Origin of the sequence: Sutterella sp. (assembly GCF_030539355.1) — a bacterium.
Taxonomy (GTDB): domain Bacteria; phylum Pseudomonadota; class Gammaproteobacteria; order Burkholderiales; family Burkholderiaceae_F; genus Sutterella.
On the sequence record NZ_JAUNSF010000051.1, the window covers coordinates 1 to 21,013 of the forward strand.

At 63.5% G+C, this 21,013-nt stretch carries 17 protein-coding genes; 1 reads left to right on the plus strand and 16 read right to left on the minus strand.

Annotated elements, in window-relative coordinates; translation table 11 throughout:
- Positions 1–441 precede the first annotated feature (441 nt).
- Positions 442–4,398 carry a DEAD/DEAH box helicase gene (locus Q4F91_RS08260; RefSeq protein WP_303336585.1) on the plus strand — a complete coding sequence of 1,319 codons (3,957 nt, stop codon included), beginning with the start codon at positions 442–444 and terminating at the stop codon, positions 4,396–4,398.
- A 120-nt stretch (positions 4,399–4,518) separates the two neighbouring features.
- On the opposite strand, the gene Q4F91_RS08265 is transcribed toward Q4F91_RS08260, so the two are convergent.
- From Q4F91_RS08265 to Q4F91_RS08340, 16 genes are all read right to left on the minus strand, one after another.
- Positions 4,519–5,370: a hypothetical protein gene (locus tag Q4F91_RS08265; protein ID WP_303336586.1), complete on the minus strand. Its 852-nt coding sequence runs from the start codon at positions 5,368–5,370 to the stop codon at positions 4,519–4,521.
- 117 nt (positions 5,371–5,487) lie between these two features.
- Positions 5,488–5,982, minus strand: a complete 495-nt coding sequence (locus tag Q4F91_RS08270) for a GNAT family N-acetyltransferase (protein ID WP_303336587.1) — start codon at positions 5,980–5,982, stop codon at positions 5,488–5,490.
- A 181-nt stretch (positions 5,983–6,163) separates the two neighbouring features.
- Positions 6,164–7,339 carry a 2-aminoethylphosphonate--pyruvate transaminase gene (gene phnW, locus Q4F91_RS08275; protein WP_303336588.1) on the minus strand — a complete coding sequence of 392 codons (1,176 nt, stop codon included), beginning with the start codon at positions 7,337–7,339 and terminating at the stop codon, positions 6,164–6,166.
- 528 nt (positions 7,340–7,867) lie between these two features.
- Complete coding sequence (locus tag Q4F91_RS08280) at positions 7,868–8,605, minus strand: HAD family phosphatase (protein WP_303336589.1); 738 nt, start codon at positions 8,603–8,605, stop codon at positions 7,868–7,870.
- Positions 8,606–8,983: 378 nt separating this feature from the next.
- Positions 8,984–10,108, minus strand: coding sequence for a 5-methyltetrahydropteroyltriglutamate--homocysteine S-methyltransferase (locus Q4F91_RS08285; protein ID WP_303336590.1), 1,125 nt, complete (start codon positions 10,106–10,108; stop codon positions 8,984–8,986).
- 319 nt (positions 10,109–10,427) lie between these two features.
- On the minus strand, positions 10,428–11,243 hold the full coding sequence (locus Q4F91_RS08290; protein ID WP_303336591.1) for a viperin family antiviral radical SAM protein: 816 nt from the start codon (positions 11,241–11,243) through the stop codon (positions 10,428–10,430).
- 2 nt (positions 11,244–11,245) lie between these two features.
- A complete protein-coding gene (locus Q4F91_RS08295; protein WP_303336592.1) occupies positions 11,246–12,361 on the minus strand; it encodes a cysteine desulfurase family protein in 1,116 nt (371 codons plus the stop codon).
- Positions 12,348–14,198: a PEP/pyruvate-binding domain-containing protein gene (locus Q4F91_RS08300; protein WP_303336593.1), complete on the minus strand. Its 1,851-nt coding sequence runs from the start codon at positions 14,196–14,198 to the stop codon at positions 12,348–12,350. Before Q4F91_RS08300 ends, Q4F91_RS08295 begins: the two co-directional genes overlap by 14 nt.
- Before the next feature lie 25 nt (positions 14,199–14,223).
- On the minus strand, positions 14,224–14,796 hold the full coding sequence (locus tag Q4F91_RS08305; RefSeq protein ID WP_303336594.1) for an adenylyltransferase/cytidyltransferase family protein: 573 nt from the start codon (positions 14,794–14,796) through the stop codon (positions 14,224–14,226).
- Positions 14,797–14,944: 148 nt separating this feature from the next.
- Positions 14,945–15,592: a hypothetical protein gene (locus tag Q4F91_RS08310; RefSeq protein ID WP_303336595.1), complete on the minus strand. Its 648-nt coding sequence runs from the start codon at positions 15,590–15,592 to the stop codon at positions 14,945–14,947.
- 42 nt (positions 15,593–15,634) lie between these two features.
- Positions 15,635–16,351 (minus strand): hypothetical protein, encoded by a 717-nt coding sequence (locus tag Q4F91_RS08315; RefSeq protein ID WP_303336596.1) that lies wholly within the window; start codon positions 16,349–16,351, stop codon positions 15,635–15,637.
- 253 nt (positions 16,352–16,604) lie between these two features.
- The gene (locus Q4F91_RS08320; protein WP_303336609.1) at positions 16,605–17,291 is read right to left on the minus strand and encodes a hypothetical protein; all 687 of its coding nucleotides are present in this window, start codon (positions 17,289–17,291) and stop codon (positions 16,605–16,607) included.
- A gap of 129 nt (positions 17,292–17,420) precedes the next feature.
- Positions 17,421–18,014 carry a hypothetical protein gene (locus Q4F91_RS08325; RefSeq protein ID WP_303336611.1) on the minus strand — a complete coding sequence of 198 codons (594 nt, stop codon included), beginning with the start codon at positions 18,012–18,014 and terminating at the stop codon, positions 17,421–17,423.
- A gap of 77 nt (positions 18,015–18,091) precedes the next feature.
- Positions 18,092–18,814, minus strand: coding sequence for a hypothetical protein (locus Q4F91_RS08330; protein ID WP_303336613.1), 723 nt, complete (start codon positions 18,812–18,814; stop codon positions 18,092–18,094).
- A gap of 380 nt (positions 18,815–19,194) precedes the next feature.
- Positions 19,195–20,409: an HNH endonuclease signature motif containing protein gene (locus tag Q4F91_RS08335; RefSeq protein ID WP_303336615.1), complete on the minus strand. Its 1,215-nt coding sequence runs from the start codon at positions 20,407–20,409 to the stop codon at positions 19,195–19,197.
- A gap of 31 nt (positions 20,410–20,440) precedes the next feature.
- The gene (locus Q4F91_RS08340; protein ID WP_303336616.1) at positions 20,441–20,998 is read right to left on the minus strand and encodes a hypothetical protein; all 558 of its coding nucleotides are present in this window, start codon (positions 20,996–20,998) and stop codon (positions 20,441–20,443) included.
- Positions 20,999–21,013: the final 15 nt, after the last annotated feature.

Consider the following 21,013-nt stretch of genomic DNA (forward strand, 5'->3'; position numbering starts at 1 on the left):
CGAGGGCGGCGACGGCGGCGGCGATCTTGAAGCGGGACGTCATGATGATTGCTCCTTTGTATTGATGCGTTTTGCGAATGAGTTTCCGAAGGGCATCGGTTGCCTTGGGGAGAGAATAGAGCCCGCGCGGCCGCGGGCCGTAGTCCGTATCTCCGCAATGATTGTCCTTTTCTCTCTACCGTCTGAGAGAGACCGTCACCGGCGCCTCTCCTGCGCCATGCCGTCCCGGTGTCACCACTGACGGAACCCCGGCCGAGGGCGGCCTGCGGCATGGTCCCTCAATGCCTGCCAAATAAAGAATCCTTTTGTTTCATTCGTCACGCATCTTCTGAGGTAAAATCGGGCCTTTGCCTCTCGGATACGTCGCTGAGGCCCTTCTCTGGGTCACAAAAATATCCGGGAGTTCATGTAAAACAAGGAAATACAGAGGCTTCTGACGCAATGGCGAGCTTGAGCACGATCGGTTACAGCTGGGAGAGCCGGGAATGGATTGAGACGTTCACGGAACGGTTCCCGCAGTACACCTCCCCGGGCATCTGGATTGCGGCACAGGAGCGTCTGCACTCCCTGAAGCACAGCGGGCTCGTCTGGGACCGCACGACCCGGACGGTGCGCCTGACGCTGAAGAACTCCCGCGGGCAGCCCTACTCGCTCGCGCTGCATTTCTACCCCGGGGCGACGCCGTCCCTCACGGGCATCATGGAGGCCGCGGAGAAATTCCCCGGCCTCATTGACTGCATGCGCGACGGCGACTATCCCCCCGCGCTCGCCGATGCGATCCGCGAGTCCGGTGAGAATGTGTTCATGCGCAACCCCGGCGAGATCGAGTTCGACCCGGGGATGATGTCGAGCGAATGCGCGCTGCTGCTCACGGCGTTTCTCGACGAGGTCGAGCAGGAGCCGGCCAAGTGGTTCCGCTTCATCGGACTCGACTTCGCCGACGCCGTGCGCCGCCGTGACCGCGCCGAGGCCGAGGAGGCCCACGAGCGGTCGCTCGACGCCCTCGCCCGCGAGGATGCCGCCCGCGCGGCCGAGGCTCCCGAGGCCGAGAAGCCCCAGGACATCAACTTCAGGCTCGCTCCGATCGAGCAGGTCTGCTGCGATCTCGCCGCGCGCATCCCCGTGATGAAGGCCGGGGAGATGGACGCCGAGGGCGCCGTGCAGCGCCTCAAGGTCTGGCGTCCGACCTCGCCCGCGACCATGGGCTCGTCGCTCGCGGAGACGCTTCCCGTCTCCGGTCTCTCGCCCTTGCATGCCAGGGGTTCCTGGTGCGCCTTCGGCGACGCCGAGGCGTACGACGTCACGCTCACGATCCTGCGCGCGGCCATGCACAGCGCCTACGAGGCGATTTCCGCGCTCGACCGCCGCGAGCAGCGCCAGGACCGCACGCCCGCGGTCACCGCCAACACGAAGTGGGTGAAGTTCCTCGAGACCGAGGCCGAGGTCTACGGAAAGATGGATCCGTCGCGGCTCCGTCTCGCCGCCGGCGTCTACGGTACGCGCCGCCTCGCGTTTGCGCTCGTCAAGATGATCGAGGGCGAGCGCATGCCGCGCACGCTCCACGTCACGCCCGAGGGCTTCCTGCACTCGATCCTGGCCGTGACCCGCCGCGAACTCCTGCCGATGCATCCCGAGTTCGCCGTCTGGCACACGCTCACGCTCGCCGCGGCCGAGATACTCGCCGCCGGCGCGGTGATTCCCGTTCCGGCGCTGCTGCCGCCCGAGGCGACCGAGCAGCGCGAGGCCGGTCTTCGCTGCTACTGGATGCCGGCCGTTCATTCGCCCGGCGTGAGCCCTCTGCTCTCGGAGGTGTTCGCGCTCACCGACGGCATGCTGCCGCTCGAGCGCTCGTCGCTCTTCCAGGGCTTCAACGTCTCGGGGAGCGGCGACGGCGTCACCGCGTCGCAGAAGTCCCGCGCCGCCGCGCTGTGGGCCATCACGCTCATCATCACGGAGTTCGTGCGCTCGACGTCGACGAAGAACCGCGAGGTTACGCGCCGCCTGATCGGCCGCCGCGTGCGCAACACGCTCACGGGCGAGGGCTTCTCGCCGGAGAACTCCGTCTGCGACGACCTCGTGCGCGTCTTCGCCGGGTTCCTCGCGCTCCCGATCACGACGATGACCCTGCCCTGCCGCGTCTATCTCTTCGGCGAGCTCGAGCAGGGGTCGCTGCGCCTCGAGGCGAGGCTCCTGCCGCGCGCCGTCGACGAGGAGGCCAGGAAAATCGAGGGCGACAGCCCCGAGGCCCGGGCGCAGCGCCGGACCCTCCGCGAGGCGGGCCTGGTCACCCTCGAGGAGTGGGAGGAGAAGGCCGGGGCGTACGGCGACCCGGACCACCGCGTGCATGCGGCGCTTCAGCTCATGCTCGCGGCGCACCCGCTCTTCACGGATTTCGGCCGCAGCTACACCAACCCCGTCTGGCTCCCGAGGAGCCTCTGGGACCATTTCCTCTTCAGGACCGCGCCCGTGCTCAATGCCATGGGCATCCAGATCCATCTGCCCGCGACGCTGCAGAACATCGAGCGTCCGAAGCTCGTCCTGACGGCGACCGACACGCCGCAGCCCGCGCAGCCCCGCCGCGGAAAGCGCCTTGCCACGCAGGGCATGCTCAATGCCGCGGCGCTCGCCGATTTCCGCTGGGAGATCGCCGTGGGTGAGGAGCGCCTGACGATCGATGAGCTCAGAAAGCGCATCGACGCCGAGGGCGAGCTCATCAGCTCCGGGAGCAGCTTCTTCCACATGACCCGCGCCGATCTCGACAAGCTCGTGCACGAGTGGATGGCCGCCCAGAGCAAGCCGCTCTCCAAGTGGGAGAAACTGCGCGCGCTCCTCTCCGGCGACCTGAACGGCAAGCGCGTCGAGGCGACGGACTCGCTCCTCGAGCAGATCCGGAAATCCGCGGTCGTGAAGGAACTCCCCTCCCCCGGGGGACTCGAGGCCGTGCTGCGCCCGTATCAGGTGCGCGGCTTCTCCTGGCTCGTGCAGAACGTTCTTCTGGGCCTCGGGTCGCTGCTCGCCGATGACATGGGCCTCGGCAAGACAGTTCAGGTGATCGCCGCCGCCGTGGAGCTCAAGAACCGCGGGCTCCTCGACGAGGGCAGGATCATCATCGCCGCGCCCGCTTCGCTCCTCGTCAACTGGCAGCGCGAGATCACCCGCTTCGCGCCGGACCTCACCACGCGCATCCACCACGGCAAGGAGCGCGATCTCGGGACGGGCAAGGACCGCCCCGACGTGCTCATCACCTCGTACGGGCTGCTGAAGCGCGATCTCGCGAAGCTCGCGAAGGAGAAGTACAGGCTCCTCGTGCTCGACGAGGCCCAGGCCGTGAAGAACGCCAAGACCGGTCAGGCCCGCGCCGCCGCGGAGTTCCCCGCGGACGCCGTCATCGCCCTCACCGGCACGCCGGTCGAGAACAGGCTCTCCGAGTACTGGTCCATCTTCTCGATTCTCGAGCCGGGGCTTCTCGGCACGACGGCCGAGTTCAACCGCGAGTTCGTGGTTCCCATCGAGGAGCACCGCGACCGCGCCGCGATCGACCGCTTCAGAAAGATCACCGCGCCCTTCCTGCTGCGCCGCGTGAAGACCGATCCGAACATCCTCGACGAGCTGCCCGAGAAGAACGCCGTCGACTACTACACCACCCTGACGCCGCGTCAGGTGGCGCTCTACGAGGCGTGCCTCAACGAGAACATGGAGTCGCTCGAGAATCTCGAGGCCGAGGCGGACAGCTGGGACGAGAAGGGTCGGAAGCGCAACGCCGCCCAGGCGAGGCTCAACCGCCGCGGCCAGATCCTGCGCATGATCCTGCACCTGAAGCAGATCTGCAATTCCCCGTCGCAGTTCATGAAGGAACGGGCGGACGAACCCGACTCCGGCAAGGCCCAGGCCCTGATGGAGCTCCTGCACCGCTGCCGCGAATCGGGCAGGAAGGCGCTCATCTTCACGCAGTTCCGCGAGATGGGCGAGCGCCTCGTCGAGTGGATCGAGAAGGAGATGAAGCGCCGGCCGGCGTTCCTGCACGGCGGCGTCCCCGCCGCGAAGCGCATGGAGATGGTCGACGAGTTCCAGAACGATCCCGAGGCCGAGGTCTTCGTGCTCTCCCTCAAGGCGGGCGGCACGGGTCTCAACCTCACGGCCGCCTCGGCGGTGATCCACTACGACCTCTGGTGGAACCCGGCCGTCGAGGACCAGGCCTCCGACCGCGCCTGGCGAATCGGCCAGCGCCGTGACGTGATCGTCTACCGCTTCATCACCGCGGGCACCTTCGAGGAGAAGGTGAACGAGATGCTGAAGAAAAAGCGCGAGCTCGCGGACCTCGCCGTGGGCGTCGGCGAATCCTGGATCGGCGACCTCACGGACGACGAGATCCGGTCGATCTTCACGCTCCAGAAGTAATGCCGGCCTCGGCCGGGATCCGGACGGGCGGCTCTTCCACCGGGGAGGCCGCCCGCTCTCGTTCAGGGCTCCTGACCGGGTCCGTGCATTTCCGCGGGGCGCGCCGGCGGCTGCGGCTTTTCAGCCCTGGCGCTCGTCTCCGGCCTGAGTGAGCGCTGCGCGACGGCGGAGGACGCTCGCAAGTTCTCTTCTGAAGAGAGCATCGGTCCGCCGCTGAAGATGAGGGTCGTGCCCAGTGGTCCGAAGTGCTTCTCCGACGCCTCGCCTTCCAGAATCCGCACGGTTGTCATTCTCTCTTCCCTCCAGGGGGCCGAGGAAGCCCGTGAAGGCATCCTCGAAGCCGATGTTGATTTCCTCGATGTTCCTCGCCTCGCCGAACGCCTTGACGAGCCCGGGAAGCTGCGCCCTCACGGCCGCCTCGTCCTCAGTGCTCACGGTCATCGTCATGACGCCCCCGGCGCTCGCGTGACCGAGAATCAGCCGCCGCCCCGCGGCGTCCCGCACCCGGTCGATGAAGTTCACGTAGAGGTCGTCGACGAGGCCGCGGCCGCTGTCGGCGGGGAGTTCAATGCGGATGATTCTTCCCGGGCGCATGCCGGGGGCGCACCGGTCGGTCACGGCCATGACGGCGTCCTGGTGCAGGTAGGTCGAGATGAGCTGAGCGACGCGGGCGAAGTCGCCTCCGTCCGCGATCCGGCAGGCGAAAGAGGTGTTCACGGTGCCGAGCCACCCGCCGAACCTCTCCTGCGGCCCGGAGATGCCGGTGCCCGTGTCCCGGGCGATCCCGGCGAGGAGCTGCCTCGCGACGCGCAGCACGACGTCCCGCCGCTCCTCCATGGAGATGCTGCTCCACTTTTCACGGTCGGCCGCGCTCCAGTACGGGCGCGGCGGCAGCCCGGCGTCCTTCTTCCGGCTCATTGCGCTGCGGCCGGCCGTGAAGAGCGCCCGCTTCCTGGTGGCGATGATTTTCATGGGCGAAATCCTCCGTGCCTGATGCAGGACATTGCTCCTGCCGCTTCGAGCAAAGGATATCCGCCGGAGCTTGCCGCCCGGTTAAGAGCGCTCAGTTTTCCCGGGCGTTCCGGGGCTTCAGCCTCGGGCGACTTCCTTCAGTGTGTCCCCCGTGAGGCGCCAGGTGGTCCACTCGTCGAGGGGCTTCGCGCCCACGGAGCGGTAGAAATTGATGCTCGGCTCGTTCCAGTCGAGGCAGCACCAGTCGAGGCGCCCGCAGCCGCGCTCGATCGCGATCTTCGCGAGGGTTCTGAGCAGTCCCTTGCCGAATCCGCGGCCGCGTGCCTCGGGGTGCACGAAGAGGTCCTCGAGGTAGATGCCGCCCCGGCCGAGGAAGGTCGAGAAGTTGTGGAAGAAGAGCGCGAAGCCCACCTCGCGGTTGCCGTTCTCCTCGTCGACGGCGAAGATCACCTCGGCCACCTTCTTCTCGAAGAGCCACTCCTCGAGGAGCGCCTCGGTGGCGACCACCTCGTTGTCCATGCGCTCGTACTGCGCAAGGTGGTGTATGAATTCGAGTATGAGGGGAACGTCCTCCCGTGTGGCGCGGCGCCAGGCGAATTCGGTCTCGTGCATCGCGGGTTTCTCTCTTCTCTGCTGATCTGTCTTCCGCCGGCAAAGGGAAAAGGCGGAAATTTGAAAAGGATATTTTATCTCTGACATGACAACGGCCGCGGCTTTTCGGAAAGCTCGCGGCCGTTGTCTGATCCTGTTCTTATGACGGGGCTCCGTCAGACAAACCCCGCCTCAAGCCGCATCACTGCTGCTGGTTGTGGCAGCAGGCGGCGCCGCGGGCGGCGCGGCGCTCGGCGACGTACTGCGCGAAGAGCGCGACGATGCGCTCGGCGTCCTCGGGATAGAGCTCGCCGATGTTGCCGACGCGGACCGTGGGCTCGGGCGTCAGGTAGCCCGGGAAGAGCTCGTAGCCGTGCTCGGCCATCCACTTGTAGAGATGCGGCAGGTCGAAGTGCTCGCAGAGCACGTGGAAGGTCGTGATGATCGGGCCCTGGACCTTCTCGTCGAGGTACGGGCGGAAGCCGATCTTGCTCATGCCCTCGCGGATCATGCGGTTGACGGTCCTGTAGCGCTCGAGGCGCTTCTCGGGCGTCTCGGCCTCAAGCTCGATCAGGGCCTGATGGAAGGCCGCGACAACGTGCGTCGGCGACGTGTAGCGGAAGCGGCCGTTCGTCTTCTCGAAGGCCTTCCACTGGTCGTAGATGTCGAGCGAGAGCGTGCGGGCATTGCCCTTCGTCGCCTCAAGGGACTCGATCTTGGCGATCACGACGGAGAAGCCCGGGACGCCCTGGACGCACTTGTTCGAGCTCGTCACCGCGAAGTCGATGTCGAGCGCGGGGAAGTCGATCGGCACCGCCGCGAAGGAGCTCACGCAGTCGACGATGAACTTCGCGCCGTGCTTCTTCACGATCGGGGCGATGTTCTCGATCGGGTTGAGAATGCCGGTCGTGGTCTCGTTGTGGACCATCGCGACATAGTCGATGTCGGTGTGCTCGGTGAGGTAGGCGTCAAGCTTCTCCGCATCGGGCCACTCGGTGTACGGGCAGTCGATGCGGTCGTAGTTGATGCCGTAGCGCGCCAGGATCTGGCACATGCGCTCGGAGTAGGCGCCGTTCACGAGAACGAGCACCTTTTCGTCCTTGCCCGGAACCGAGGAAAGGACCGCCTCGACGCCGTACGTGCCCGAACCCTGCATGAGGATGGTCACGTACGCGTCTGGGCTCGCGTGTGCGAGCCCCAAGATCCTAGCTCGGATGTCCTGCACCTCAGCCTTGTAAGCCTCGCCCCATGCGCAGCGATCCGTCAGCATCTGCTCGCGCACCGTCACCGAGGTGGTGAGGGGCCCCGGGGTAAGGAGCTTGAAAGGATTGGGGTCCGTCTGAATGTTCAGACGCATCGGGCTGGACGAGTATGTCATTTTGGAATGACTCCATTCTTCGGGCGGCGGGTGTTTTCAAAGGGGCCGCCCCTGGTGAACGAACGAAGCTCTTCCTCTTCCGGGCCGTGAGCCACGGACACCGATCGCCCCTCCGCTCTTCCCTTCTGTTGGGGGATGAGGTTCGGGTACGGCGCAGGTCCTCAAGGTTCTGACGGAATAGGACTGCGCCGCAGCTGGCGAAAACCGGTCGTCAAGCGGCTCCGGGGGCAGGAAGAGGCGGCTGTGCAGGACAGGAATGTCGCCGTCGCCTCCTGCGCATCCCGGCGGGGGAAAGCGCTTCGGGTTTTCCGCTTCTTCTCCGGACCGCACGGAGAGCATCTGGCGCTCGGAATCCGCACGTTCCGCGAAGGCGTTCCGAAAGAATACCCTTTCTTACTCCGAACGGGGGAATCAATTTGCAAAGACATCCCCATTCCGGTGCATTTTTGCGGCTATGAATTTCCCCTAGGTGCTTTTCCTGAGAGTCTAGGGTGAACGGTTTATCGGTGTCCCGGCGATCCCGGTTTCTCAGGCCTTCTGCCCGAGCGCGATCTGAGTGCGCAGCGGGAGCTCCCACTTGAGAACGCGCCAGCCCGAGCGGCGGGCCTCGGCGAGGAGCACCGGGTCGGGATTGACGCAGCACGTGAAGCCGGCGGCGCGGGCGAGCGGCAGGTCCGTGCGGCTGTCCGTGAAGAAGAGCACGTCGGCGAAGGCGAACCCGTGCATGGCGAGCACCTCCTGAAGGCGTTCGACCTTGCCCTCCTCGTAGGAGGGGATTCCTGCGATCTCGCCCGTGAAGAAGCCGTCGACACGCTCGAGCTCGATGCCGATGGCGTTCTCGATGCCGAAGAGCATGCGGGCGACCGGGGCGACGAGGAACGAGGTCGAGGCCGAGAGCACGTAGGTGGGGGTGCCCGATGAGACGGCGTTCTTCACCCACTGCTTCGCCTCGGGGTAGACCAGGGGGGCGATGCGCTTTTTCACGAACTCGGAGACGAGTTTCGTGAGCGTCGCCTCGTCGAGTCTGCGGAACGCCCCGGACTGCTTGCGCTCGTAGGCCGCGATGTCGAGCGTCCCGGCCGCGTAGTCGCGCTCCATCTCCCGGTTGATCTGGCGGTAGATCGGATCTTTCACAATCCCCTTCTCATAGAGCCACTCGGTCCAGAGCACCGTGGAGTTGCCCGCGATCAGGGTTTTGTCCAAATCAAAGACGATGAGCTTCGGAGGAAGCTTCGTGGCGGGCATCAGGAGCGGAAAGGCGGCCATTTGGGTGAGGGAAAGGCGGATGACGATGAGTGATGAGCACAGAAAAGGCGGTTCGCGGCAATTCCATGATGCCGGCCGCCCGATTCCATGAGGGCGTCTTCAATGATCGAGCCCTCAGCCTGTCTACTTTAGCGCGCCCGCGCCCCGGGCGGTGGCATCGAAATCCCGGAGAACAGAAAATTCACCAAATTTTCATTTTGCCGTCATGGTGCGGCGGCGCTCGATGACGAGGCGTGTCGCCGCGGGAATGCCTGCGGCAGAAGGCAAAAGAATGGGAGAGGTACCCTGCGGCGAGGACCTCTCCCGTCTGTCGGATTCAGATCACCCTCCCCTGCCCTTCGGACTGCTTTGCCTCCGGGCGGGAAAGGAAGGCGTCGATCAGTTGTCGCCCCAGACCTCGTCGGCGATCTCGCGCACGAGGCGGACCTTGGCCCACTGCTCTTCCTCGGTCATGATGTTGCCTTCCTCGGTCGAGGAGAAGCCGCACTGCGGCGAGAGGCAGAGCTGGTTGAGCGGGACGTACTTCGTGGCTTCCTCGATGCGGGCCTTGACGTCGGCCTTGTTCTCGAGCTCGGGGAACTTCGAGGTGATGAGGCCGAGGACGACCGTCTGGTCCTTGATGAAGCGAAGCGGCTCGAACGTGCCGGCGCGGTCGCTGTCGTACTCAAGGAAGAAGCCGTCGACGTTGCAGTTCGCGAAGAGGATCTCGGCGACGGGCTCGTAGCCGCCCGAAGAGAACCAGGTCGAACGGAAGTTGCCGCGGCAGATGTGGATCGTGACCGTGAGGTCGGCGGGCTTCTTCTCGAGGACCTTGTTGATCACCTCGCAGTAGCGGCGGGCGACCCAGTCGACGTCAATGCCGCGGGCGGCGTAGGCGCCGCGCTTCTCGAGCGAGCAGAACTCGCCCCAGGACGTGTCGTCAAACTGCAGGTAGCGGCAGCCGCGCTCGTAGAGGGCGAGCATGGCGTCGGTCCAGGTCTGGGCGAGGTCCTCGAAGAGCTGGTCGGGGTTGGCCGCGTAGAACTCGGTCGGCTTGTAGTTCGCCTCGCGCACGGCGCAGATGAGGTGGAGCATCGAGGGCGACGGGATCGTGTACTTGATCGGGGTGTCGCCGGCGATGGCCTTCAGGCGGTCATAGGCCTCGAGGAACGGATGATCCTTCGGGAAGTGGAGGCGGTCGACGATGACGATCGTCTCGGCCTTCGGCTGATGGCCCTCGAAGTGCACCGACCAGGCCTCGGCCTTGACGTGCTTGATGCCGCCGATCGCGGCGAGGAAGTCGAGGTGCCAGAAGGCGCGGCGGAACTCGCCGTCGGTGACGGCCTTGAGACCGTTGGCGGTCTGCTTCTTGACGAGGTCGGCGATCAGCTTGTCCTCGAGGGCCGTGAGCGATGCACGGTCAAGCTCGCCCTTGGCAAAGGCGGCACGGGCTTCAAGCAGTTCCTTCGGGCGAAGGAAGCTGCCGACGACGTCTGCACGATACGGGGGGTTCACATGGGCCATGACATTACTCCTCAAATCTGTTGAAAGTCCGGGTGTCTGAAATTCTGCGGTTCATTCAGGTCCGCCCGCTGTCTCCGGGACGGCCGGGCGGCCTGTGTGTCCGGGCATTATGCCTGTGCTGACGTACCCGCAAGGGGACGAAATGACGGGGTCCGAGTAATACCTCAAACCGCTCGCCGAACGAAGGATCCGAAAAGAGGAGCTCTGCGGGGATTCCCCTAAGCCGTCGGACGGAGAGCGGCGGCTGGCCGCCTCTGCGGGTCTTGAGGCTGAAGGCAATGACCGGGTTCCGGCGTGGATCCGCATGGGAACGTGGTCGTCACTGATAGCGCTTCATTTCCCCTTCAAAGTTGAAGTCAACGTTACTGACGATGTCTCTGATCGGCATCCGGAGCGCGCTGTACTTTTTGTCGAGGTGGAGGTTGTTTGTCGATACAAATCCACCGGAGTCAATGATCATGTAGGCGCCGGCTATGTCAGAGGAATACTCCGCGACGTAGTCAAATTCACGGTACTTCTGGAGATACTCCTCGAACTCCGAGTCGGAGACGACGAGACTTTCCGCAAAGGCGTTCACCGGGAGCATCTGGAGAAACTTGATTCTGTCGGGCCTGACCTCGCGCAGGAGCGGAAGGATGTCCTCGTGGATATTGAGCCTGCTCACGACGGTATTGATCTTGAGCCGGATCCCGTTCTCACGGATCGCCCGGCAGATGCGGGTGAGGCGCTCATACTCGAGTGTCTCGCTTCTCCTGCGTATCGAGCGGCCGAGGGCGGCATTTGTCTTCGGAGATATCGAGTCGATGCTGAGGCCGATCGTCTGCAGCTTCCCGCGGTTCGCGGCGATGAACTGCTCGGTGAGGATGAAGCCGTTGGTGATGAGGGTGGCGGTTATGCCCTTCCCGACGATGTAATCGATGATTTCCTGAAGATATCGGCATGTGGTCGGCTCGCCGCCGGCAATGTTGATCTTGCCGTCCGTCACGCCGTTCTCGCGGAAGTAGCCGTCAATGTTGTCAACGACGGTTCTGACCTCATCGAGAGACAGGGCCCTTTTCTCATTTTTCGCGAAACAGAACCGGCAGCTGAAGTTGCAGAAATCGGTGAAGTGGAGATTGAAGATTCGGTTGACCATCGTCAGTTCCTCATTGAGGCGGTGATCCTGCTCAGCGTATCCGTGAAGATGTCGCATTCCTCAGCCGTGTTGAATTTGGAGAGCGAGATGCGGGCAGTGGATCGTGCGGTTTCGGCGGAGCCGGTCATGGCACGGATGACATGGGAGCCCCCGCCCGAGAGATTGCTGCACGCGGAGGCGCCGGAGACACAGATTCCGTGCACGCTCAGGGTTCGGACGACAGTGTCACTGTCGCAGCCTGGAATCGTGACGCTGAGGATGTTGGGCACTCCGTCCGCAGGACTGTTGAATCTGATGAAGGGCATGCTTGTCTTCAGCCTGTCAACGAGGCGTTCCCTGAGTCCCCGCACAAGATCGAGTCTTGCGTCCTCCAGGGACTTTTTCAGCGCAAGTGAAAGCACGTAGGCTGCGGAAGGATCCTCCGTGCCGCCCCTCAGGCCGTATTCCTGTTCCCCGCCGAGAAGAAGCGGCGAGAACTCGGCGTCCCTGCCGATGATGAGGCAGGCGACGCCTTTGGGGCCGTGCAGCTTGTGGGCGGAAAACGTGATTGAGTCGAAAAGGCTGAAGTCGATCTCCGAGGTGTGGCCGACGGCCTGCACCATGTCGCCGTGGACGTGGCAGCCGTGTCTGTGGGCAAGCCGAACGGTTTTCTCCCAGTCTTTCTGGATCACGCCTGTTTCGTTGTTGACCGGGCAGAAGGAGACGATCCTCGTGCGCGGCCCGACTGCGGCCTCCATCTGCTCAAAGTCGAGCTGTCCGTGCCGGTCGACGTCAATGATTCTCGTGCGCATGCCGCGGCGGCGGAGCTGCTCGATCGGCTCCAGAATCGACGAGTGATCGGTGGCGAGCGCCACGCAGAGGTCCCGGTCTCCGGCCCTGAGGCCGAGCATGGCGAGGTTGTTGCTCTCGGTGGCGCTGCTTGTCATGATGACCTTGCTGTCCGGGAGGTTCAGCGCGGACAGAATGGCGTCCTTGCTCCTGCAGATCAGCTGCCTCGCTCTGTCGCCCGCCTCATGAATGCCGGCGGGATTGCCGAAGACATTGATCTGGGAGTTGAGGCGGGCGCGGAAGAGCGCGGGATCGGGGCTGGCGGAGGCGGCGTTGTCAAAGTAAATCATCGTCTCCAACCTCAGAGAGTCTGGCTGTGACGGGGCCGGGACGCCTGGTGTCGAGGCGGTAATGTGCGCCGAAGTTCAGTTCGAACTCATCGACTCCGGTCACTGCGGGAATGCTGTGCTCTCTCAGGAGAACCGCAAGGTGGCAGAGCGAGGCTCCGCTCGCGAACACAAATCCGGCGCAGTCGGGGCCGATCCAGTCCTTGAGCTCAATGCTCGGCTTCTCCGCGTAGCAGATGTATTTCCCGCCCTTGCCGCTGACTCCCGAGGCATCAAGCTCGTCATGAAAGTGCGCGTCAATTCCACGCAGATCGTTCACCTCAAGCTTCAGGAGTCTGCCGCTCCCGGTTCCAGGGGAGATGACGCCGTTGCGCACGTCGTCAACGGTTATGTTTCGGTCGGAGACATCGAGCGAGTAGTCGATGAGGTACGGCCGGACAGCCCCCTCCTCCTCAAGCACACCGAATTCAACGACGTAGTTCTCACGGATGAAGCTGCGGAAATAGTCGGCGATTGACAGGATGGCGTCCGCGGGGAGCGATACCCGTTCATTGCATGCCTGGTCAATGACGTGTCCTTCGATGATTCTTTTATAGCTGGTCTGCATCACTTCCCGAACCACGGTGACTTCGAATCCAGTGATGATGTAGCAGCTCGAGGGCACGATTCCCTTGGCGGCGAAGTGCCCTTTGGTGATCTCAACGAGAATGGAACCGTCGACGGACTTGATGATGCCTGTGTATTTCGGATCAAAAATTTCCTGAATGATCAGGCCGCAGACCCAGCTCTCGTTCCTGAGCGACTCGTAGAAGGCGCGGGCAGCCTGCCAGAGTGAGTCGTGCTTGGGAAAGGATCGGACACCGTAGCGGTTGCAGGTGACGGTCTCTCCGAACTTCGCACGGTCACCGACGAAGAACCTCCTCACTTTGCTGCCCGAGAGCGCCGGCATGATGACGACCGCGTTGTATCCCCGGCAGAAAGGTCCGCGTTCAATGCTGAACATCGTCTCCTCAAGAGGAAATTTCTCTGTCCGGCAGTTGCAGCATACAAGCCAGGCCGGAGACACGTCGACGGATTCCTCGCGGGCCTTGAGGCGCAGATGCACCTTGTCGAGCCCTCTGAGTCTGGGGTCCGGAATGTCCTCGGGGGCGCTGATCCTGAAGACGCCCTCCTCACGAAAGAGCACCGATGTGACCGGCCGGCACTGCAGGATGATGAGTTCGCCCGTGGCACGCTCCGTGCACCACTCGATGTCCATGGGACAGTTGAGTTCGCTTTCCATCCTCACAGCTGAGAGGGCGAGTTCCCGCACCCAGGCCGGATGTCCGGTGAGTGTTCCGAGGTCAGCTTTCCTGAGGACGATTTCAGCGCCGCTCTCGGAGCCGCTTACGAGACCGTCACCCGTTCCGGAGGTGTAGTTGATCACGAGTTCCTGCTTCGAGAAGCTGACTGGGTTCGACGAGAAGATCACGCCGGACGCTGCGCAGTCGGCCATGGGCTGAATGACGCAGCCCATTTCAAGCGGGTTCTCGGCACTGCCCAGGACTTTTTCCCAGGCCGCGAAGACAGCGTCGGTCTCCGGCGCGACACCGAGAACCGTCTCATAGCAGCCGGCCTTGCTGGTTGTTCCCGAGTCCTCGATCATTCCCGAGGAGCGGACGGCCAGCGTGCTGCTGCCCAGTTTCGGCAGATACTTCTCGAGTTCCGCACGCAGCCGGGCATGGTCTTTCTTCCGAATGCCGCATCTTACGAAGAGACTCGGAAGGCAGTGGAATCCGTGTCTGAGCAGCCAGTTGGTCCAGTGTGCCTTTCCTCCGTAGATATCGGCAGGCGCAGTCACGGAGGGATCGTTGAGGAGGGTTAATTCAGTCATGAGTCTGTTCAGTGATGCGTTTGTCGAGGCCGTTTTCCGTGATGTACCGATGGACGCTCGGCGGCACCATATGCCGCCAGGGCCGGTTATGGATGATTGAGTCCCGGACGAGTGAACCACTTATAGGTTTCTGAGAGGGATCTCGTGTCCACATCACATCGACATTGAGTCCGAGACTGCGGAGGCGATCCAGTTTCTCCCTGCCCCACTGGTCATAAATCGTCATGTAGTAGACGGCGTCGCGAGGGGCAAAGTTGAAAATCTTCTCCGGCTCCTCAATTGGAAACGGAACGATGCGGAACTCCGGGAGAGGGACGCCTGCCTCAAGCAAAGCCTCACGGATCATCTCGGCGCGCTCGAAGTAGGTGAAGGGATTGTCGGCGCTGTTCAGCCGGTGAGAGTCAATCGAGCTGATCCGTTCGTCCTTGAAAGTCCGCAAGTAATTGGTAATGCCGATGACAAGGCATTCGCATCTCTTCTTGCCCTCAAGCAGGTACTCCATATGGCCGTTGTGAAGGCCCTGGAATCTTCCATGAATGACACCTATTCTGGGTTTTTCGAGCATCAGTGTTTCCTATGGTTCGATGAAACTGAGGTCGGAGACGGCGTGAACAGTGCCGTCGCATTGATAATGTGGAGGCTGAGTCTCGCGATGAGGGTGGTCGCGATGAGTGATTTTTACATGTTTGCTGCAGTGAAGCGACAGAGGAGATTCAGTTGAATTCAATCGTCCAGAGGATCCGGTTCAGAATGGGATCCATCCGGTCGGCGGAGGAGAGGTCATTGGAGATCGTGAGAAGGAACTTCTTCGCTCCGGTCTCGATCGAGTACATCCGGACGAGCCAGTCGCTCACGACGAACTGCGAGCTTCTGCGGTAGGTGATCTCAAGCGCCGGGTGCCCGGCGATGGTGACGATCCGCGGCATGTAGACCTCGCGCAGCCTCGCCTGCCCCCGGACGAGCGCCTTCGGGAGGTAGTCCAGGTAGTAGTCCCGGACGTCGCGCAGCTCGGATTCCGTCGCGTTGAGCAGGTCCTCCCGGTTCCAGCGGTTCGAGTCAAAGACGGAGAGCCGGACGACGGCCCAGGAGGGCTCGCCCGCGTTCGCGACGAGGAGCCGCCGCTGCGGGTCGCGCGTCTGACGGCGCTGCGCCGCCCCGGCCGCGTAGGACGCGATCCCCGCCACCTCCTTCTCGGAGAGGATCCGGAAGTCCGCGGGGATCTCGATCACGGCGCCCTCGGGCAGCGCAAGGCGCTCCCAGGGCGTTTCCGCCGCGGCGTTTCCCGCGGTGATCATGGCGAGGCCGAGGGAGAGGAGAGCGCAGAGCGCCCCCGCCCCTCGTCTGAGGAGTGATGTCATCATGTCTTTCAATTCAGAGAGAAACAGTCGCCGTCCGGGCGCCGGTCATTCGTCGAGCTCAATCACGTCGTACCTGACGATGCCGCGCTTGAGGAGCCTGCCGAGCACGGAGTCGGGGTGCGGCCCGTCGGGGAGGAACTTCCTCGTCAGTTCCTCGATCAGGTACGCGTGCTCCCGGTTCGAGAGCGCGAAGCGCTCCAACGCCACCCGGATTCCCCATTCCAGAAGGCCCTTTCGCCATACGTCATGCTTCTCGAAGAGCCGGAACATTTCCCGCAGCTTCGGCTCCGGGCGCAGCGTGACGTACTCGTATTTCGGCAGCAGGCTGAAGTCGATGTGGCACCGGGTGATCTCCACGGGCTTCTGCTCGAGTCCGAGCATCGTGCGGTACTCGTAGGAGTGCGGCTCGTGATCCCGGTCCTCCCGGGCCCTGGTCACGTGCTCATCGTAGAAATCGGCGACCCAGGGCGTGTCCACGCGGCGGAAGCTGACCGATCTATCCGCGGTCATCAGGAGCCAGGCCCGCTGGTCCGCGGGCATTCTGCGCAGCTTGTCGCTCAGAGCCATCCAGACCAGATGATTGAGGAGCTGGGAGCGCGACGTGCCCGCGTTCCCGGCGAGCGCATCAATGAGCTCGAGATCCTGATCAATGATCTTCAGGTTGTACTTGACGTCGCTCTCCGGGCGTTCAAAGGCGGTTTCCTCCGAACCGAAGGCCGGGATCGCGGATCTCACGGTGTAGATTTTCTGAGTTGCGGTCATTTTCCTTCGCTTCAGATCGAGTTGCACGCCCTGCGTGATTTCCGCAAATCATATAGACGATAAATAAAACTGTCAAATAGTCAAACTTTGCCTAAAATAAAAGTCAACTTTAGACTATAGTTATGGAAAATATTTGACCAAAGTCGAACCGGAGCGCGGCCGGAAGCTTCCGCCCCGCCTCTTCCCGACGCGGAGACCGGTCAGTCCGTCTCCTCGGGATCATCTTCGTCAGGGGCTTCGATGACGTCGTATGTCAGGACGCCGTCCTCGAGAAGCCTTCCGAGGACCGAATCAGGATGGGACCGCCTGCGATGAGGAACTTCCGCGTCAGTTCCTCAAGGACGGACGCATGTTTCCCGTTCGAGAGCGCGAAGCGCCTGAGCGCCTCGGGAATCAGGATGGGCACGCTGCAGTAGACGTCCTTGCTCTCGAGGAGTTCCAGCATCACCTGGAGCTTGGGCTCCGGGCGCAGCGTGACGTACTCCCAGACGGGATCAACCGCCTTCAGGTCAATGTAGGCGCGGACCTCGGCCGGCGGCTCGGGCGGAATCTCGCCCAGCATCCTTAGGTATTCGTACGAGTGCGGCTCCTGCTCCATCTCCTCGCAGGCCTTTTCCCGCGCGTCGTCATAGAAGTCGTCGACCCAGGGCCGGTCGACAGGGCGGCCGAGGAAAACGCGGTCCGCGGCGAGAATGAGCCAGGCGCGCTGGTCCGCAGGCATGCGGTGCAGCCGGTGAACGAGCCCGTCGTGAAGCAGATGGTTGAGGAGCGTTGCGCGTGAGATCCCCCGGTGCTTCGCCAGTGCATCAACGAGTTCAAGATCCTCCTCGATGATCCTGAGGTTGATCTTTCCGGTCGTCTGGGGAGGCTCGAGCACGGCCTTCTCCTCTGCAAAGGCCTCATAAGACGTGCGGACCCAGTAGATTCGTTCGTTTGCCATGGCGGTTCTTTTGTTTGAGGGGACGGCGCTTTCTGCCTGCGCTTTGAGGAGTGTTCAATGATATCGGCGGCCTTCGGAGGTGTCAAAAATATTTTTATTTATTATTATTTGACAAGGCGGGATAATATTTCAGCCGACTCCCCTTCCCTCCCGGCGGCTGCCGGTGCGTTCCGCGCTGATCGTCGCCGCCCTGCGCACGAGTTCGCCAATCCTCGGGTGCTCGGCCGTGACGGGCGCCACCATCTCAAGCGCCCGCTGGCGCTCGAGCACCTCCGCGGCCTGGCTCTGGCTGAGCACGATCCGGCCGCCGTTCTCGGCCTTGGAGCGCTCGTAGAGCCATGAGGAATGCAGGATTCTCTCGACGACGTCGCAGCGGAGCCGCCCTTCCGTGCGCCGCATGTACTCGAGGTTCCCCTCCGTGCGGCAGATGTCGTTCAGAAGGTCGCAGGCGTCCCAGCCCTCTATTCTGTAGCTCGACTTCGTCACGAAGAAGCGGTACTCCCTGCTCTTTCTGATCCGCGCGGCGAACTCCGCGGCGTAGCCCTCGGCCCAGCCCGCGGCGCGGACTTCCTGGAAGAGAAACCGAGCCACGTCCTCGCTGTCGGTGAGCAGCAGCATCACGACGCGGGAGAGAAACACCACGGTGTCCTCGAGACCGTACTTTTCGACCATCTGCTCGAGCTCGGACACGGGTTCGTCACGCAGGACGTCGAGCAAAGACATGGCTTGAGCGCCTCCCTTCTTCTCTGATTCTCTTCAAAAATGCCGTCGGCCCGGCGTCTCCTCCGCGCGCGGCCCCGTCACTGCCCGACCGGCTCGAGTCCGATCACGCCCCTCGCGATCAGCTGACCGAGCACGGACTTGGCGTCGGGCTTGCAGCGCTCGAGTATCCGCTCGGTCGTCCGGGCCACGAGCGGTATGAACTCGGGCGACGAGAGGATGATCTTTTTGAGTTCCGCCGGGATCTCGCGCTCGAGAAACCTCCGGTCAATGATCTGGATGAGCTCGAGCATCGCGCAGAGCTTGGGCTCGGGCCGGACGGAGACGTAGAGCACGCGGCTCGGGTTCGTCTGGCTCGAGAGCGGCAGCGGCCCCCGCGCGGGCACTCTTTCCGTCACGGCGCGCAGCACCGTCTGGTACTCGCGCGAATGCGGCTTTTCCTCGAGCTCCCGCTCCATCTGCTCCCGCCCTGCGCTGCCGTAGAGGTCCGCGCTCCAGGGCACGGTGTTGCGGTTCCAGGTGACCTTCTCGTCGGCGTGCTTGGCGAAGAACGCCCGTGCGTCGGCGGGAAGCTCCTCGAGCGACGAGACGAAGGCGTTGTAGAGCATCGAGTTGAGGAGCTCGGCCCGCGAGATCCCGCGGTGAGCGGCGACATCGTCGAGCAGCATCAGGTCGTGCTGCAGGATGGAGAGATTGAATTTCCTGTCGAGCTTCTGCCGTTTTGAAAGGTGCCCGTATTCCGTGGTGTCGGTGAATGCTCCCTCATTGATCTGAAGAAGAAAATCTTTGGTCTTGTATTCCATCTTGAGGGTCGGTCAGGGGATTCACTTTTACCGGGGAATTAATGAGCCGCGGGCTCCGGATTATTTTCCCGGACGGCGGCACGGGGAGACACTGTGCGCCGTCCCGGCTTCCCGGAGCCTGCGGCCGGCCGCGGCAGCCCGGAGCTCTGCGGCTCCGGGGACGGTCGCGGAATGCGTTGAATCATATCAGCGCAATCTCCTTGGTGTCAAATAGTCAAATAATGCCTAAAATAAAAGTCAATATTTGCCTTTTGGATATGCTTTTATTATGACGGGGAGCAAGATAAAACACATCGAAAATAAATGAACGGGTCTATCCCGCCGCCGTGCACCGTCCCGGCGGGCGTTCGTCACGCTTCCGGGATGTCTGACCGCAGGGATCAGGCTCCGAGCCAGCCGTAGAAGATGCGGTGCGCGGCCGTGATGCGGTCGTGCAGTTCCGCGTCGATGATCACCATGTTGGCGGGGGCGTCCGCGCCGCCCTCGGAGAGCGGAACGATGTGGTGGACCTCGCACCCGTCGGGCACCTCGGAGAGACCGTGCGCCTCGAGGAAGGCCTGCTGCACCGCGGGGCTTCGCGTCACCAGTTCGGCGTCGACGTGCTCGGTGCCCTCGATCTCGCCCGCCTCGATGAGGCGGAGGAGTTCCTCCTCCCCGCCCGTGAAGACGCCGTTCTCGATGCCGACCAGGGCATCGTCCATGCCGACGGGGAGGAGCCCGTCGTCGCCGGCATCGGCGAGGTCCAGTGTGTCGACGCCCTCCGGATCGGCGTCGGGCATGTGCGGGATGCCGGATGTGTCGGCCAGGTCAGTGAGGTCGGGGAGGTTCGCGAGCGCGGTGCCCGCGCCGAAGGCCATCACCCCGAGCGGGAGGATCGAGGCGAGCTTTCTCGCATTGCCGTCGGTGGCGAATTTCCTCCCGGGCTTCACGAGGTCGCCCGTCAGGTCGGCGGCGCTGCCGCAGGCGTGTCCGAGACCGGAGGCCACGCCCTCGATGCGGCGCCCGACGATTTTCACGGCATGGCCTGGCTCCCCGCGGGCGAGGTTCTCGACGACGCCGGCGGCATCCTCAAGCGTCCGGGCGGCGTTGCGCACGATGCCGCAGCCGGCGCCGACCGCCACGTCCTTCGCGAACCCGGCGCCCGTCACGGCGCTCTCCGCGGCATCCCTGGCGAGGGAGCCGGCCCTGTCACATACCTCGCCGACGGCCGGCATCACGTCGTCGACGATTTCGCCGGCCCGGCGGATCTGCTTTCCGGCGAAGATTCCGGCCTCGGAGAGCGCTTCGGAGGCGTCCTGCAGCAGGCCGCTTTCCCTGACAGCCGTCACGGCGCCGTCGGCAATGCCGAGGGCGGCATCGCGCGCCCGCCCGCAGGCGTCGCTCATCACCGGCAGCGCCTCGTCAATGCGGCGCCCGATGATCTCGCCCGCCTCGCGGGCCCGGCCCTCGGAGAGGTTCTCGACCACGTCGGCGGCGTCGCCGAGCGTGCGGGCCGTGCCGCGCAGCAGCCCGCAGCCCGTGCCGACGGCGGCGTCCGCGACGGTGCCGACGCCCTTGATCAGGTCGTCAAAAATGCCGCCGCGTCGCTTTTTCATCGCTGTTTCTCCTGTCCTGCCTGCGCCCGGGTCAGAGCTGGCCGTGGCGTTTGCAGTTGTAGACCGCGGCGGCCTGCACGAGCCGGCCGAGCCTCGGATGATCCTGCACGACCGTGCCGGTCATCTCGAGCGCCTGCTGCTTCTCGCCGTACTCGAGCGGGTCGAGCAGGATGCGGCCGCCGTTCATCATCTTCGACTGTTCGATGATGAAGCACGAGCGGAGAATCTTCTCGACGATGTCGCAGCGCAGCCTGCCGTTCGTGCGGCGCAGGTAGTCGATGTTCCCCGGCTCCATGCAGATATGGTTCATGAGGTCGACGCCGTCGAAGTCGTCGATCTCGTAGTGGTCCTCGGTGACGAAGAAGCGGTACTCAGGGGTGCGGCGGATGCGCGCGGCGAACTCCGTGGGATAGCCGCCCGCGCATTCCGCGGCGCGGACCTCCTGCCACAGGTACTTCGCGACGTCGTCGTAGTCGACGAGCATGAGCATCACGAGGCGGGCGAAACAGTTGACCGTCTCGTCGCGGCCGTGCTTCTCGATTATCTGTTCGAATTCGCTTTTGTTCCTGTTCCCTCGCAGGATATCCATCAGAGACATTTTTCA